Below are 14,369 nucleotides of genomic sequence, written 5' to 3'. Positions count from 1 at the left end.
TGGTGTTGGATGGTGCGGAGAGAACCGCGGATTAAAACGAACGCTGCGCAATGCGGTGCGCGAGCGGTAAGAGGCGAGCGATGCGCCGGGGAAGCCGGTTCGGTCGATGCGCGACAACCCAGCCGGTCGTGTGCTTCGTCATGTGTACCCTGCCCCGTCGATGTTCGCTGCGCTGATCGCGACGCCCGGACCGCCCGGCCTGACGCGCCGCCGTGAGAACCCTGTTCGCCGGCGTTGCCCGCCGGCCGGTGCCGCTCGGGTTTTCCCCTGCGACACACACTATATCTAGTACAGAACTGCTCAACTGGCACCAAGTATAGTGGACATTCGGAGGACGTCCAAACGGATAATTTGCGATAGAGGACTTGACATCGCTCACGCGCAGACACGGCAAGGCATTGATCGGAGAAAAAACTTTCTCCGCTCAAAAAACCCCGCGATCAGTGCTGAATGAAAGGAAAGTATTCGGCGGAAAACCCGGCATCGCTCGCGAAGCGTTGCCAATCGAAATGCGGGCCCGGGTCGGTCTTGCGGCCCGGCGCGACGTCCGAGTGCCCGGCGAACGCGTCGACCGGGTAGCGCGCGGCAAGCGCGCGGGAAAGTGCGGCGAGCGCCGCGTATTGCGCATCGTCGAACGGCACGTCGTCCGCGCCTTCGAGCTCGATGCCGATCGAGAAGTCGTTGCAGCGCGTGCGGCCGAAGAACTCGGACGAGCCTGCGTGCCACGCGCGCTCGTCGCACGACACGAACTGCACCAGCTCGCCGTCGCGGCGGATCAGGAAATGGGCGGACACGCGCACGCCGCGCAGGTGGCGCTGGTAATAGGGGTGCGCATCGCAGTCGAGGCGGTTCAGGAACAGCGCCTCGATCGCGTCGCCGCCGAATTCGCCGGGCGGCAGGCTGATGTTGTGGACGACCACGAGCGTCGGCGCCGCCCCCGCGGGCCGCGCCTCGAAGTTCGGCGACGGCGCATGGCGCGCTTCGCGCACCCAGCCGTTCGCGTCGACCGACAACACCGGCGCGTCGCTCATCGCGCGTCGCGGCCGTTCACGCGCGCGGCGTGGCGCTGCGCATGCTCGGCGCTGCAGAAGTATTCGCCGCTCGCGGCGACGGCGTCGCCCTTCGGCGCGTGCACGCCGCATTCGGCACAGCGCACCATCGGCTCGGGCAGCGACCGCACGTCGCCGTTCGGGCGCGCGGCGCCACCCCCGGCACGGGGCGCACCGTCGTAACCGGCGCCGCGGCCGGCGCGCGCCTGCGCCTGTTCCTGCGCGTGACGCAGCTTGCGCGCGAGCCACGAACCCGCGAAGAAGAGAAGGATCAGGAGAAGAATCTGTCGCATCGGAAACCTGCGGTCAAACCACGGAGCGGTGCAGCAGCACCTCGAAAACGAACCGGCTACCGACATACGCGAGCAGCAGCGCGGCGAACGACACGAGCACCCAGCGCGCGGCGCCGCGGCCGCGCCAGCCCGACGTCTTGCGGGCCACCAGCAGGCCGCCGAACATCAGCCACGACAGGATCGCGAACACGGTCTTGTGGTCGAGCCGCAACGCGCGTGCGTCGACCTGCTCGCTGAACAGGATGCCCGACGCGAGCGTCAGCGTCAGCAGCACGAAGCCGGCGCCGATCAGGCGGAACAACAGCTTCTCGAGCGTGAGCAGCGGCGGCAGCGTTTCGAGCCAGCTCGCGATCCAGCCGGTCGAGCCGTCGCGCCCGCCGTTGCGCAGCGACTGCAGGCGCCGCTCGACCATCAGCATCAGGATCGCGTGCAGCGCGGCGATCGCGAACAGCCCATAGGCGATGTTCGCGATCAGGAAATGCAGCTTGAACAGCGGCGCTGCGGCATAAGGCAGCACCCGCACGCCGCCGAATATCAGCGGCAGCAGCGACGCGCCGCACGCGAGCGGCAGCACCAGCAGGCGCAGGCTGTCGAGCGGGAAGAAGAAGCTCTCGATCCAGTAGATGCCGGCGCCGAGCCAGAACATCGCGGACAGCGCGAACGCGAAGCCGAACACCATCGCGTCGTTCGGAAAGATCGTCATGTGGAGCAGCACGCCGTGCGCGAGCAGCGCGGCGAACAGTAGCGCGCGGCCGGCCCCGCTCATCCCGGACGCGGCCGACGCGGGGACCGGCACGGCCGGCACGCTCGCGACGAGCGGCGTCGCGCCCTGGCGGTGCGTGCGCCAGCCTGCGACGGCGAGGCCGCCGTACAGGAATGCGGTGAGGGCATACAGTACAATATCCATGTTCGAAGTTTACACTAGGCCCCCTCCTCGCGACGGCTCCCTTTGTTCGGTTCCGCCGCGCCTTCGGGCCCCACTGTCCATCGCTCCCCATGCTCGACAATCTCACTCAACGGATGGCGCGCGTCGTCAAGACGCTGCGCGGCGAGGCCCGGCTCACCGAGGCGAACACGCAGGAGATGCTCCGCGAGGTGCGTCTCGCGCTGCTGGAAGCCGACGTGTCGCTGCCGGTCGTCCGCGAATTCATCGCCAAGGTCAAGGAAAAGGCGCTCGGCGAAGAAGTGATCAGCAGCCTGTCGCCGGGCCAGGCGCTCGTCGGCGTGGTCCAGAAGGAACTGACCGCCGTGATCGGCGGCGACTACGAAGGCAAGGCCGCCGAGCTGAATCTCGCGGTCACGCCGCCCGCCGTGATCCTGATGGCCGGCCTGCAGGGCGCGGGCAAGACCACGACCGTGGGCAAGCTCGCGAAGCTGCTGCGCGAGAAGTACAAGAAGAAGGTGCTCACGGTGTCGTGCGACGTGTATCGCCCGGCCGCGATCATGCAGCTGAAAACGGTGACCGAGCAGGTCGGCGCCGACTTCTTCCCGTCCACGCCGGACCAGAAGCCCGTCGACATCGCGCTCGCGGCCGTCGACTGGGCGAAGCGCCACTACCATGACGTGCTGCTCGTCGACACGGCCGGCCGCCTCGGCATCGACGAGGCGATGATGCAGGAAATCGCCGCGCTGCACGGCGTGCTGAAGCCGGCCGAAACGCTGTTCGTCGTCGACGCGATGCTCGGCCAGGATGCCGTCAACACCGCGAAGGCGTTCAACGACACGCTGCCGCTCACCGGCGTCGTGCTGACCAAGCTCGACGGCGATTCGCGCGGCGGCGCCGCGCTGTCGGTGCGTCACGTCACGGGCAAGCCGATCAAGTTCGTCGGCGTCGCCGAGAAGCTCGACGGCCTCGAGGTGTTCCACCCCGACCGGATGGCGAACCGGATCCTCGGCATGGGCGACATCCTCGCGCTCGTCGAGGAAGCGCAGCGCGGCGTCGACGTGCAGGCCGCGCAGAAGCTCGCCGACAAGGTCAAGAAGGGCGGCGATTTCGACCTGAACGATTTCCGCGCGCAGATCTCCCAGATGAAGAACATGGGCGGTTTGTCCTCGCTGATGGATAAACTCCCCGCGCAGTTCCAGCAGGCGGCGGCCGGCGCCGACATGGGCCAGGCCGAAAAGTCGATCCGCCGGATGGAGGGCATCATCAGCTCGATGACGCCCGCCGAGCGCGCGAAACCCGAAATCATCAAGGCGACGCGCAAGCGCCGCATTGCGGCCGGCGCCGGCGTGCCGGTGCAGGAAGTCAACCGGATGCTGAACCAGTACGACCAGATGCGTACGATGATGAAGAAGCTGAAGGGCGGCAACATGCAGAAGATGATGCGCGGCCTGAAAGGCATGATGCCCGGCATGCGCTGATTCCGTCCGTCGGCCGGCGCGCGGGTTTTTGCCGTAGCGCGCGCTGGCCGTTCTGCTTCATCCTTATTTGTATACCGACTGCCCGCCAGAACACATGAACCGCGAAGAAGCCCTCCACATTTTCGACCACTCCGAAGAGATCGTCTCCGCCGACGCCGTCAACGCGTCGATCTCGAAGATGGCCGACGCGATCCGCGCCGAGATCGGCGACGCGTTCCCGCTCGTTCTCTCGGTGATGGGCGGCGCCGCGGTGTTTACCGGGATGCTGCTGCCGCATCTCGATTTCCCGCTCGAATTCGACTACATCCACCTGACTCGCTACCGCAACACGACGCAGGGCAGCCCGGAGATGCACTGGCGCGTCGCGCCGCGCGAATCGGTGAAGGATCGCATCGTGCTCGTGCTCGACGACATCCTCGACGAAGGCGAGACGATGGCCGCGATCCGCGACCGGATCCTCGACATGGGCGCAAAGCGCTTCATGTCGGCCGTGCTGTGCGAGAAGACGCTCGCGAAGGCGAAACCGCTGCACCCCGACTTCTGCGGCTTCTCGGTGCCGGACCGCTATGTGTTCGGCTGCGGGATGGACGCGAAGGGCTACTGGCGCAACTTGCCGACGATCCGCGCGCTGACCGCGAACGTCTGATCGCCGCGCTGTCCGCGCCATACCGCTATATCAATAGAAAGCGGCGCTCCGGTTTCCCGGAGCGCCGCTTTTTTGCGCACGCCGCCTGCGTTGGTTACAACTGGTGCACGAACGCGCGGATGCCGGCCAGCAGCATCTCGACCGAGATCGCGACCAGCACGAGCCCCATCAGCCGCTCGAACGCCGCGACCGTCCTTTCGCCGAGCCACTGCTGGATCCGTTCGGCCAGCACCAGCGTGATCGCGCAGACGATCATCGTGACCGTCAGCGCGCCGACCCACTCGAGCATCTTGCCGGGCGCCTGCGACGTCATCAGCATCACCGTCGCGAGCGCGGACGGCCCGGCCAGCGCCGGAATCGCGAGCGGCACGATGAACGGCTCGCCGCCCGCGCGCGGATCGCTGCCGAGCGCGCCGTCCGGGTGCGGGAAGATCATCCGCAGCGCGATCAGGAACAGCACGATCCCGCCGCCGAGCCGCAGCGACAGGTCGGTGAGGCTCATCATCCGCAGGAAGCGGTCGCCGACCAGCATGAAGAACAGCAGGATCACGAACGCGATCCCCACTTCGCGCAGAATCAGCTTCACGCGCCGCTCGCGCGGCACATCCCGCATCGCCGTAATGAACAGCGGGATGTTGCCGAGCGGATCCGTGATCAGCACGAGGAGCACGGTGGCCGACAGGAACGTGTATTCCATCGTGTCGCCCGGTCGCCGCGCTTAGTGCGCGAGCGCGGCGCGGATCTTCTCGGCGACCGTCGCCGCGGCCGTGTCGGCCGGCAGCAGCGTCGCTTCGGCGTCGCGGCGGCCCTGGTACTCGATCTTGCCTTCCTTCAGGCCGCGCTCGCCGATCACGAGACGATGCGGCACGCCGATCAGCTCCCAGTCGGCGAACATCACGCCCGGGCGCTCGCCGCGATCGTCGAGGATCACGTCGATGCCGGCCGCGACGAGTTCCGCGTACAGCTTGTCGGCCGTCTCGCGCACCATGTCGCTGCGGTCATAGCCCATCGGGCACAGCACGACCTCGAACGGCGCGATCGACTCGGGCCAGATGATGCCCTTCTCGTCGAAGTTCTGTTCGATCGCCGCGCCGAGAATGCGCGTGATGCCGACGCCGTAACAGCCCATCAGCATCGGCTGCGGCTTGCCCGACTCGTCGAGGAACGTCGCGCCCATCGCTTCCGAATACTTGGTGCCCAACTGGAACACGTGGCCAACTTCGATGCCGCGGCAGATGTCGATCGCGCCCTTGCCGTCCGGCGACGGATCGCCCTTCTTCACATTGCGCACGTCGGCGACCTCCGGCTCCGGCAGGTCGCGGCCCCAGTTCACGCCCGCGATGTGATAGTCGACCTCGTTCGCGCCGACGACGAAGTCGCTCATGTTCGCGACCGTGCGATCGGCGATCACCTTCACCGGCTTCTTCGTGCCGACCGGGCCGAGATAGCCCGGCGGCGTGCCGAACCACTCGACGATTTCCTGCTCGGTCGCGAAGCGGTGGTTCTTCAGGCCCGGCAGTTTCGACACCTTGATCTCGTTCAGGTCGTGGTCGCCGCGCAGCATCACGAGCCAGATGGTCGGCTCGGCGCCTTCGTTGTCGGTCGCGAGCACGATCGACTTGATCGTGCGCTCGAGCGGAATCGACAGCAGTTCGGCGACGGCCTCGCACTTCGCCTTGCCGGGCGTCGCGACCTTCTCCATCGCTTCGGCCGGCGCCGCGCGCTCGGCAATCAGCGGCAGCGCTTCGGCGGCCTCGACGTTCGCCGCGAATTCGGACGTCGGGCAGTACGCGATCGCGTCCTCGCCGGTATCGGCGATCACGTGGAACTCGTGCGAGAAGTTGCCGCCGATCGAGCCGCTGTCGGCCGCGACCGCGCGGAACTCGAGGCCCAGGCGCGTGAAGATGCGCACGTACGCGTCGTACATCTTGCGATACGACTCGTTCAGGCCGGCTGCGTCCTTGTCGAACGAATACGCGTCCTTCATGATGAATTCGCGGCCGCGCATCACGCCGAAGCGCGGACGGATCTCGTCGCGGAACTTCGTCTGGATCTGGTAGAAATTCACCGGCATCTGCCGGTAGCTCTTGATCTGGTTGCGCGCGATGTCGGTGACGACTTCCTCGTGCGTCGGCCCGATCACGAAATCGTTGTCCTTGCGGTCCTTGAAGCGCAGCAGCTCGGGGCCGTACTGCTCCCAGCGGCCCGACTCCTGCCACAGCTCGGCCGGCTGCACGGCCGGCATCAGCAGCTCGATGGCGCCCGCCCGGTTCATTTCCTCGCGCACGATCGCCTCGACCTTGCGAATCGAACGCAGGCCGACCGGCAGGTAGTTGTAGATGCCGCCGGCGACGCGACGGATCATGCCGGCGCGGACCATCAGCTTGTGGCTGACGATCTCTGCGTCGGCGGGTGCCTCTTTCAGGGTGCCGATAAAGAAACGGGAAGCTTTCATGCGGACGGTTCCAAAAACGGCGCCCCCAGGCGGGGCGCCCGAAAAAGTTTCAAGGTGAAAAAAGCGACGCGCCGCGAACGACGATGGCGCAGATGACGTAGCAGACTAATCAGGGACAATTCAGCCGGTGTACCCCGCGCGGATTCGCTCCGTCACGGTGCGCAGCGCCCGTTATCTGTTTATAATCAAAGCAATTTTAAAGGATTCGAAGGTGGTTGTATGCTGGATCGTGAAGGCTTTCGCCCGAACGTCGGCATCATCCTCTTGAACGCGCGCAACGAGGTGTTTTGGGGCAAGCGGCTCCGCGAGCATTCCTGGCAGTTTCCTCAAGGTGGGATCAAGTACGGCGAGACCCCCATGCAGGCAATGTACCGGGAACTGCACGAGGAAACGGGCCTGCATCCGGAACACGTCAAGATAATCGGCCGCACCCGCGACTGGTTGCGTTACGAGGTGCCTGACAAGTTCATCAAACGCGAAGTACGCGGTCATTACCGCGGCCAGAAGCAGATCTGGTTCCTGCTGCGGATGGTTGGACGCGATTGCGACATTTGCTTGCGCGCGACCGACCACCCGGAGTTCGATGCGTGGCGCTGGAACGAGTATTGGGTGCCGCTCGATGCGGTGATCGAGTTCAAGCGGGATGTCTATCAGTTGGCGCTGACGGAACTGTCGCGCTTCCTGCGCCGCCCGGCGCAGCGAGCCGAGAAGCCGCGCGGGCCGCGTGTGTCGCGCTATCCGCGCGTCATTGGCGCACAGGCCCAGACGCTGACGATTGTCGACACATCGGTAGTCTGTTCGGAGATCGAAGTGGAAGCGGGCACGCTCGACGAGATGCCGCCCCACGTGATCGTCGGCAAATGACGAGTCGGACTGCATGACCGGGCGCGACCTTGGTGTCGCGCCCTTTTTTTACGAGGAATGCATATTGAAAGCGATTGCTCTCGCGCTCGCATCGATCGCCGCAATGGCCGCCCTGGCCGGCTGCGCGAACTCGAAAGCGCCGTCCAACAAGGATGACAGCGAGTTCGTGTACCTGCTCGACCGTCAGGGAACCTGGAAGGAAAACGCCGTCGACACGCTGCCGCCGCTGCCGCAAACGGGCGATCTTCTGCCGTTCAACGTGTCGCAGAACACGCCGCTGAAGTTCTTCGTCGATGCGAAGTCGCTCGAGGTCGGCAGCGACGGCGTCGTGCGCTACGCAGTCGTCGTCACAAGCCCGGCCGGTGCGCGCAACGTGAACTACGAAGGCATCCGCTGCGACACCTACGAGTGGCGCCAGTACGCCGGCCTGAACTCCGACCACAACGGCTGGGATCGCACCGTCGAGAACGACTGGCGGCGCATCGAGAACGGCGAACTGAACGCCTACCACTCCGCGCTCTACCAGGACTACTTCTGCGCGAACAAGATGCCGCAGGGCTCGACCCGGCAGATCCTCGAAAACATCCGGTTCCACCGCACCGCGATGACGCAGTTGCGCTGACGGCACGCGATGCGGGTTGCCCGCATCGTCCTGTCGCACGAAAAAGCCCGCATCGCGCGGGCTTTTTCATTTGAACGACGGCACGTGGCCGGCGATCACACCAGCACGAGGTTGTCGCGATGAATCAGTTCAGGCTCCAGCATGTAGCCGAGCACGGTCTCGATCTCGCCGCTCGGCTTGCGGTGAATCAGCTTCGTTTCCGCGCTGCTGTAGTTCGTGAGCCCGCGCGCCACCTCGCGCCCGTCCGGGCCCACGCACGCGATCACCTCGCCGCGCGCGAACGCACCCTGTACGTCGATCACGCCGATCGGCAGCAGGCTCTTGCCGCCGGCCGTCAGCTTCTCGACCGCGCCCGCATCGATCACGACGTGGCCGCGCACCTGCAGATGGTCGGCCATCCATTGCTTGCGCGCCGCCATCCGCGCGGTACGGGCGATCAGTTGCGTGCCGATCGCCTCGCCGGCCGCCAGACGCACGAGCACGTCGGCCTCCCGGCCGCTCGCGATCACGGTATTCGCGCCGCTGTGGGCCGCGCGCTTCGCCGCGAGGATCTTGGTCAGCATCCCGCCGCGGCCGAGACTCGAGCCGGCCCCGCCCGCCATCGCCTCGAGCTCCGGCGCGCCCGCATTGGCCTCGCCGACGAGCGTCGCGTTCGGATCCTTGCGCGGATCGGCGGTGAACAGCCCCGACTGGTCGGTGAGGATGATCAGCGCATCGCCTTCGATCAGGTTCGCGACGAGCGCACCGAGCGTATCGTTGTCGCCGAACTTGATTTCGTCGGTGACGACCGTGTCGTTTTCGTTGATGATCGGCACGACGCCGAGCCGCAGCAACGTGAGCAGCGTCGATCGCGCATTCAGGTAGCGTTCGCGATCCGCCAGATCGGCGTGCGTGAGCAGGATCTGCGCGGTGCGGATGCCGTGTTCGGTGAAGCGGCTCTCGTAGACTTGCGCGAGCCCCATCTGGCCGACCGCGGCGGCGGCCTGCAGCTCGTCGATTTCCCGCGGCCGCTTGCTCCAGCCGAGCCGCTGCATGCCTTCGGCAATCGCGCCCGAACTGACGAGCACGACTTCCTTGCCCTGCGCACGCAACGCGGCGATCTGGGCTGCCCAGCGGCCGATTGCAGCATGATCGAGCCCCTTGCCGTCGTTGGTCACGAGGCTGGAGCCCACCTTCACCACCAATCGCTTCGAATCCGCGATGATCGAACGCATCCTGCACTGTCTCCTGTATCTGATGCCGGCCCGCCGGGCGCGATTGAACGCCGACGCCGGGCGGCACGCCCGGCGCGTGACCTAACCGTTCAGGCGTCGTCGCCCGAGGCCGCGCCGCCCTTCGCCGGCGGCGCATCGCGGAATCGCACGTCCGCCGCGAGATCTTCCGCCTCCGCCGCGCGATGCGCGTCCGAATGTTCGGACAGGTAGTCGTAGATCGCGTAGCACAGCGCTTCGCAGCCCTGGCCCGTCAGCGCCGAGATCTCGAACACGGGGCCGTCCCAGCCGAAGCGGTCGAGGAAATCCGCGACGCGCGCCTCGCGCTCGTCTTCCGGCACCATGTCGAGCTTGTTGAGCACGAGCCAGCGCGGCTTCTCGTAGAGCGCCTCGTCGTATTTGCGCAGTTCGCCGACGATCGCCGTCGCCTCCGCGACGGGATCGACGCTTTCGTCGAACGGCGCGAGATCGACCAGATGCAGCAGCACGCCGGTACGCTGCAGGTGACGCAGGAATTGATGCCCGAGGCCCGCGCCTTCGGCCGCACCCTCGATCAGCCCCGGGATATCGGCGATCACGAAGCTCTTGCTCGGGCCGACCCGCACCACGCCGAGATTCGGCGCGAGCGTCGTGAACGGGTAGTCGGCGATCTTCGGCTTCGCGTTCGACACCGACGAGATGAAGGTCGACTTGCCCGCGTTCGGCATGCCGAGCAGCCCGACGTCGGCGAGCACCTTCAGCTCGAGCTTCAGCATGCGCCGCTCGCCCGGCTTGCCGTCCGTCTTCTGGCGCGGCGCGCGGTTCGTGCTCGACTTGAAATGCAGGTTGCCGAGGCCGCCGGCGCCGCCCTGCGCGAGCATCACCTGCTGGTCGTGCTCGGTGAGGTCGGCGATCAGCTCGCCGGTATCCATGTCGCTGATGATCGTGCCGACCGGCATGCGCAGCGTGACGTCGTCGCCGCCCTTGCCATAACAATCGGAGCCGCGGCCGTTTTCGCCGTTGCGCGCGAGGTGCTTCTTCGCGTAACGGTAGTCGATCAGCGTGTTGATGTTGCGGTCGGCGATCGCGTAAACGCTGCCGCCCCGGCCGCCGTCGCCGCCGTCCGGCCCGCCGAACGGGACGAATTTCTCGCGGCGCATCGACGCGCTGCCATCGCCTCCGTCGCCGGCGATGACTTCGATTCGTGCTTCGTCAATGAACTTCATTCGTCACTCCGCCCAGTATTTCCGCTATTGTGCCGCGCGCCGGCACGCTTGAACAATCGGCCGTTCGGCCGATCGTACGCCGGTTGCGCGAGGGTCGCCGGCCCGCACCGGCGGGCGGCGACCCAATAAAAAAGGCCCCGCGAAGACTGCGGGGCCTTTCGGCTACGAAGCCCGTGGGTGCCTGACTTAGGCAGCCGCCGGGACGACGATGACCAGATGCTTCTTGTCCGCGCCCTTCGTCGCGAACTTGACGTGACCGTCGACCAGCGCGAACAGGGTGTGATCCTTGCCCATGCCGACGTTCTCGCCAGCGTGCATGCGCGTACCGCGCTGACGCACGATGATGCCGCCGGCATTGATTGCCTGGCCGCCGTACACTTTCACGCCGAGACGTTTCGACTCGGAGTCGCGGCCGTTCCGGGAAGAGCCGCCTGCCTTTTTGTGTGCCATCTGATTGCTCCTTAACCGAGGCGCTTACGCGTTGATCGCGTCGATGCGCAGCTCAGTGTAGTTCTGGCGGTGGCCGCCATGCTTTTGGTAGTGCTTCCGGCGACGCATCTTGAAGATGGTGACCTTGGCATGACGACCGTGCGACACAACGGTGGCCTTGACGGAAGCCCCACTGACCAGCGGCGCACCGAACTTAATCGATTCGCCTTCGCCCACTGCGAGAACCTGGTCGAGCGTGATTTCAGCGTCAATGTCAGCCGGTATCTGTTCTACTTTGAGTTTTTCGCCAACGGCAACCTTGTACTGCTTGCCGCCGGTTTTTATGACCGCGTACATTGAGAACCTCACTCTGGATCCAATTTTTCCGCACACCACGCGCGGAAAACACGTGATTATACATGGGGTTAGCACCCAAGTCAAAGCCGATCGACGATTGCCGCGCGCGGGGCCTCGGCCGGACGGTCAAAATCGCGCCGCTGCTACGTCTGACAGACCGGCATATCGCGGATTCGACTTATAATCCGCGGCATCACCCAATTCCATCATCATGTCGTCGTCCACCGCCTCCCCCACCCTCAGCGCCGCCCACCTGCTCGCCCCGATCACCAGCGACATGGAGCAGGTGAATCGCGTTATCCGGCAAAGCCTCGCGTCCGACGTGCTGCTGATCAACCAGATCGCCGAGTACATCATCGGCGCGGGCGGCAAGCGGCTGCGTCCGGCGTTGCTGCTGCTCGTCGCCGGCGCGCTCGGCGAAACGTCGCACCAGCGGCACGTGCTGGCCGCCGTCGTCGAGTTCATCCACACGGCCACGCTGCTGCATGACGATGTCGTCGACGAATCCGAGCTGCGCCGCGGCCGCCAGACCGCCAATGCGCTGTTCGGCAACGCGGCGAGCGTGCTGGTAGGCGACTACCTCTACTCGCGTTCGTTCGAGATGATGGTCGGCGTCGGCAAGATGCGCGTGATGGAGATCCTGTCCGAAGCGACGACGATCATTTCGGAAGGCGAGGTGCTGCAGCTCCTCAACATGCACGACGCGGACGTCGACGAAACGCGCTACATGCAGGTGATCCGCTACAAGACGGCCAAGCTGTTCGAGGCGTCGGCGCGCCTGGGCGCGGTGCTCGCGGGCGCCGATGCGCCGACCGAGGCGGCAGCCGCCGAATACGGCCGCCGGATCGGCACCGCGTTCCAGATCATGGACGACTGGCTCGACTATGCAGGCACGGCCGAGGCGATGGGCAAGAATGCCGGCGACGACCTGCGCGAAGGCAAGCCGACGCTGCCGCTCATCTATCTGATCGAACGCGGCACGCCCGAACAGTCGGCGCTCGCACGCGAGGCGATCGAACAGGGCGGCACCGATCGCTTCGACACGATTTTCGAAGCGATCACGCGTTCGGGCGCGCTCGATCACACGCTCGAATGCGCACGCCAGGAAGCGCAGGCGGCAGCCGCGGCGATTGCCGCGTTCCCCGATTCGATTTACAAGGAAAGCCTGCTCGGGTTGTGCTCATACTCGACGTCGCGGCAATCGTAAACACGCCGCGAACGCGAAGCGATGCCTTGTCTCGAAAATTTTCTTCATCGAAGTATTCCCTTTTAGAAAAAACATCGTTATAGTTACGTTCTTGCTTGTGACGACGCAGCGATTCTTAACGAAGAGGGCGAAGTCCGAAGAGCAAAAATCGGGGTGTAGCTTAGCCTGGTAGAGCGCTACGTTCGGGACGTAGAGGCCGGAGGTTCGAATCCTCTCACCCCGACCAGATTTAAAAAAACCGTGCACCGCGTGCACGGTTTTTTTTCGTCCGGCCGCCGCGGGCCCCGCGTGTCGCGCGCGACACATCGCGGTCGCCGGCCTCTGCTATATTTCCCCCATCCCTGTCCTTCACTGCCCTTTCCAACGCGTGGACCAAATTCCCTTATGGGCGCAAATCGGCGCCGTCTTCCTGCTTCTCCTCTGTTCCAGCTTCTTTTCCATTTCCGAGACCGCGATGATGGCGCTCAACCGCCATCGGCTGAAGCATCTCGCAGGTCAAGGCGCACTCGGCGCGAAAACCACGCAGGGGCTGCTCACGCGCACTGACTTGCTGCTCAGCGTGATCCTGATCGGCAACAACCTGTTCAACACGATCATCCCGGTCCTCACGACGTCGCTCGCGCTCCATACGTTCGGGCGCAACAACCTCGCGCTGTCGATCGCGACCGGTGTCGTCGCGTTCCTGATCATCGTGTTCGCGGAAATCGCGCCGAAGATCGTCGGCGCGACGTTCCCCGAACGCATCGCGCTGCCCGCGAGCCTCGTGATCGCACCGCTGATGCGCGTGTTCAAGCCGGTCGTGTGGTTCGTCAACGCGCTCGCGAACGGCGTGCTGTGGGTGTTGCGCATCAACACGAAAAAGGGCCGCGACCAGCGGATGTCGGCCGACGAGCTGCGCGCCATCGTGCTCGAATCGAGCAGTTTCATGCCGACCAAGCACCGCAGCATCCTGCTCAACCTGTTCGACCTCGAGAACATCACGGTCGACGACGTGATGGTGCCGCGCCGCCAGATCGAGTCGCTCAACTTCCACGCGCCGCTCGACGACATCCTGCATCAGCTCGAAACCTGCTATCACAACCGGCTCGTCGTCTACGAAGGCGACATCGACAAGGTGCTCGGCGTGCTGCACGTGCGCAAGACGCTCACCGCGCTGCACAACCAGGATTTCGACCGCGAGACGCTGCGCGCGCTGCTCGCCGAACCATACTATGTGCCGTCCGGCACGCCGGTGGTCCAGCAGTTGCAGTTCTTCCAGGAAACCCGCCAGCGCACCGCGCTCGTCGTCAACGAGTACGGCGAACTCGAAGGGCTCGTCACGCCCGAGGACATCATCGAGGAACTGATCGGCGAATTCACGACGTCGATGCCGCGCAGCGAGCGCGCGGGCGGATGGGACGAGAACGGCGAATGCATCGTCTCGGCCAGCATGCCGCTGCGCGAACTGAACCGCTGGCTGCACCTGAAGCTGCCGACCGACGGCCCGAAGACGCTGAACGGACTCGTGCTCGAGATCCTCGAGGAAATTCCGGAAGACGACGTGTGCCTGAAAATCGGCGACGTGATGCTCGAGGTGATGCGCAGCGACGATCAGGCTGTACGCACCGTCAAGCTCTTCAAGCCGCGCGGCGCGCGCGCCGGTCGCGCCGCGTCGCGCTAGGGCCCGC

At 65.4% G+C, this 14,369-nt stretch carries 15 protein-coding genes and 1 tRNA gene; 7 read left to right on the top strand and 9 right to left on the bottom strand.

Annotated elements, in window-relative coordinates:
* Positions 1-440: 440 nt before the first annotated feature.
* The 3 genes from ampD to CFB89_RS02565 are packed head-to-tail and all read right to left on the bottom strand — an operon-like array spanning position 441 to position 2,249.
* The gene (gene ampD / locus CFB89_RS02575; protein WP_089466624.1) at positions 441-1,031 is read right to left on the bottom strand and encodes a 1,6-anhydro-N-acetylmuramyl-L-alanine amidase AmpD; all 591 of its coding nucleotides are present in this window, start codon (positions 1,029-1,031) and stop codon (positions 441-443) included.
* Positions 1,028-1,342, bottom strand: a complete 315-nt coding sequence (locus tag CFB89_RS02570) for a PP0621 family protein (protein WP_089466623.1) — start codon at positions 1,340-1,342, stop codon at positions 1,028-1,030. Before CFB89_RS02570 ends, ampD begins: the two co-directional genes overlap by 4 nt.
* 13 nt (positions 1,343-1,355) lie before the next feature.
* Complete coding sequence (locus CFB89_RS02565; protein ID WP_089466622.1) at positions 1,356-2,249, bottom strand: inner membrane protein YpjD; 894 nt, start codon at positions 2,247-2,249, stop codon at positions 1,356-1,358.
* An 89-nt stretch (positions 2,250-2,338) separates the two neighbouring features.
* Here CFB89_RS02565 and ffh point away from each other — a divergent pair, with 89 nt between their 5' ends.
* Positions 2,339-3,706: a signal recognition particle protein gene (ffh, locus tag CFB89_RS02560; protein ID WP_089434517.1), complete on the top strand. Its 1,368-nt coding sequence runs from the start codon at positions 2,339-2,341 to the stop codon at positions 3,704-3,706.
* Positions 3,707-3,800: 94 nt separating this feature from the next.
* The gene (locus CFB89_RS02555) at positions 3,801-4,352 is read left to right on the top strand and encodes a hypoxanthine-guanine phosphoribosyltransferase (RefSeq protein WP_023477519.1); all 552 of its coding nucleotides are present in this window, start codon (positions 3,801-3,803) and stop codon (positions 4,350-4,352) included.
* Positions 4,353-4,446: 94 nt separating this feature from the next.
* On the opposite strand, the gene CFB89_RS02550 is transcribed toward CFB89_RS02555, so the two are convergent.
* Positions 4,447-5,049, bottom strand: a complete 603-nt coding sequence (locus CFB89_RS02550; protein ID WP_089466621.1) for a MarC family protein — start codon at positions 5,047-5,049, stop codon at positions 4,447-4,449.
* A gap of 21 nt (positions 5,050-5,070) precedes the next feature.
* A complete protein-coding gene (locus tag CFB89_RS02545; protein ID WP_089466620.1) occupies positions 5,071-6,807 on the bottom strand; it encodes a proline--tRNA ligase in 1,737 nt (578 codons plus the stop codon).
* Between the two features lie 219 nt (positions 6,808-7,026).
* Here CFB89_RS02545 and CFB89_RS02535 point away from each other — a divergent pair, with 219 nt between their 5' ends.
* Positions 7,027-7,671: an RNA pyrophosphohydrolase gene (locus CFB89_RS02535; RefSeq protein WP_069616810.1), complete on the top strand. Its 645-nt coding sequence runs from the start codon at positions 7,027-7,029 to the stop codon at positions 7,669-7,671.
* A 13-nt stretch (positions 7,672-7,684) separates the two neighbouring features.
* Positions 7,685-8,293 (top strand): CNP1-like family protein, encoded by a 609-nt coding sequence (locus CFB89_RS02530; protein ID WP_050013884.1) that lies wholly within the window; start codon positions 7,685-7,687, stop codon positions 8,291-8,293.
* Between the two features lie 95 nt (positions 8,294-8,388).
* Here the strand turns inward: CFB89_RS02530 and proB are convergent, their stop codons facing one another.
* The 4 genes from proB to rplU all read right to left on the bottom strand — a co-directional run bounded on the left by proB (position 8,389) and on the right by rplU (position 11,495).
* The gene (gene proB / locus CFB89_RS02525; RefSeq protein ID WP_006476997.1) at positions 8,389-9,507 is read right to left on the bottom strand and encodes a glutamate 5-kinase; all 1,119 of its coding nucleotides are present in this window, start codon (positions 9,505-9,507) and stop codon (positions 8,389-8,391) included.
* A gap of 89 nt (positions 9,508-9,596) precedes the next feature.
* Positions 9,597-10,709 carry an Obg family GTPase CgtA gene (gene obgE / locus CFB89_RS02520; RefSeq protein ID WP_089466619.1) on the bottom strand — a complete coding sequence of 371 codons (1,113 nt, stop codon included), beginning with the start codon at positions 10,707-10,709 and terminating at the stop codon, positions 9,597-9,599.
* Between the two features lie 186 nt (positions 10,710-10,895).
* Positions 10,896-11,159 carry a 50S ribosomal protein L27 gene (gene rpmA / locus CFB89_RS02515; protein ID WP_006476999.1) on the bottom strand — a complete coding sequence of 88 codons (264 nt, stop codon included), beginning with the start codon at positions 11,157-11,159 and terminating at the stop codon, positions 10,896-10,898.
* Between the two features lie 24 nt (positions 11,160-11,183).
* The gene (rplU, locus tag CFB89_RS02510) at positions 11,184-11,495 is read right to left on the bottom strand and encodes a 50S ribosomal protein L21 (protein ID WP_027783472.1); all 312 of its coding nucleotides are present in this window, start codon (positions 11,493-11,495) and stop codon (positions 11,184-11,186) included.
* Positions 11,496-11,706: 211 nt separating this feature from the next.
* Here rplU and CFB89_RS02505 point away from each other — a divergent pair, with 211 nt between their 5' ends.
* The 3 genes from CFB89_RS02505 to CFB89_RS02495 all read left to right on the top strand — a co-directional run bounded on the left by CFB89_RS02505 (position 11,707) and on the right by CFB89_RS02495 (position 14,362).
* Positions 11,707-12,702: a polyprenyl synthetase family protein gene (locus CFB89_RS02505; RefSeq protein WP_011544516.1), complete on the top strand. Its 996-nt coding sequence runs from the start codon at positions 11,707-11,709 to the stop codon at positions 12,700-12,702.
* Positions 12,703-12,851: 149 nt separating this feature from the next.
* Positions 12,852-12,928 (top strand) — tRNA-Pro (locus CFB89_RS02500).
* A 141-nt stretch (positions 12,929-13,069) separates the two neighbouring features.
* On the top strand, positions 13,070-14,362 hold the full coding sequence (locus CFB89_RS02495) for an HlyC/CorC family transporter (protein WP_089466618.1): 1,293 nt from the start codon (positions 13,070-13,072) through the stop codon (positions 14,360-14,362).
* Positions 14,363-14,369 lie beyond the last annotated feature (7 nt).

It is taken from the genome of Burkholderia sp. AU16741 (genome assembly GCF_002223345.1).
Classification (GTDB): domain Bacteria; phylum Pseudomonadota; class Gammaproteobacteria; order Burkholderiales; family Burkholderiaceae; genus Burkholderia; species Burkholderia sola.
This window is presented reverse-complemented; position numbering and strand designations above follow the sequence as displayed.

What these genes read in the sequence shown, in the direction of transcription:
- CFB89_RS02505 (WP_011544516.1), top strand. Translation starts at nt 11,707, where the DNA reads ATGTCGTCGTCCACCGCCTCCCCCACCCTCAGCGCCGCCCACCTGCTC.
- CFB89_RS02550 (WP_089466621.1), bottom strand. Translation starts at nt 5,049, where the DNA reads ATGGAATACACGTTCCTGTCGGCCACCGTGCTCCTCGTGCTGATCACG.
- ampD (WP_089466624.1), bottom strand. Translation starts at nt 1,031, where the DNA reads ATGAGCGACGCGCCGGTGTTGTCGGTCGACGCGAACGGCTGGGTGCGC.
- rplU (WP_027783472.1), bottom strand. Translation starts at nt 11,495, where the DNA reads ATGTACGCGGTCATAAAAACCGGCGGCAAGCAGTACAAGGTTGCCGTT.
- CFB89_RS02530 (WP_050013884.1), top strand. Translation starts at nt 7,685, where the DNA reads ATGACCGGGCGCGACCTTGGTGTCGCGCCCTTTTTTTACGAGGAATGC.
- obgE (WP_089466619.1), bottom strand. Translation starts at nt 10,709, where the DNA reads ATGAAGTTCATTGACGAAGCACGAATCGAAGTCATCGCCGGCGACGGA.
- CFB89_RS02555 (WP_023477519.1), top strand. Translation starts at nt 3,801, where the DNA reads ATGAACCGCGAAGAAGCCCTCCACATTTTCGACCACTCCGAAGAGATC.
- ffh (WP_089434517.1), top strand. Translation starts at nt 2,339, where the DNA reads ATGCTCGACAATCTCACTCAACGGATGGCGCGCGTCGTCAAGACGCTG.
- rpmA (WP_006476999.1), bottom strand. Translation starts at nt 11,159, where the DNA reads ATGGCACACAAAAAGGCAGGCGGCTCTTCCCGGAACGGCCGCGACTCC.
- CFB89_RS02565 (WP_089466622.1), bottom strand. Translation starts at nt 2,249, where the DNA reads ATGGATATTGTACTGTATGCCCTCACCGCATTCCTGTACGGCGGCCTC.
- proB (WP_006476997.1), bottom strand. Translation starts at nt 9,507, where the DNA reads ATGCGTTCGATCATCGCGGATTCGAAGCGATTGGTGGTGAAGGTGGGC.
- CFB89_RS02570 (WP_089466623.1), bottom strand. Translation starts at nt 1,342, where the DNA reads ATGCGACAGATTCTTCTCCTGATCCTTCTCTTCTTCGCGGGTTCGTGG.
- CFB89_RS02535 (WP_069616810.1), top strand. Translation starts at nt 7,027, where the DNA reads ATGCTGGATCGTGAAGGCTTTCGCCCGAACGTCGGCATCATCCTCTTG.
- CFB89_RS02545 (WP_089466620.1), bottom strand. Translation starts at nt 6,807, where the DNA reads ATGAAAGCTTCCCGTTTCTTTATCGGCACCCTGAAAGAGGCACCCGCC.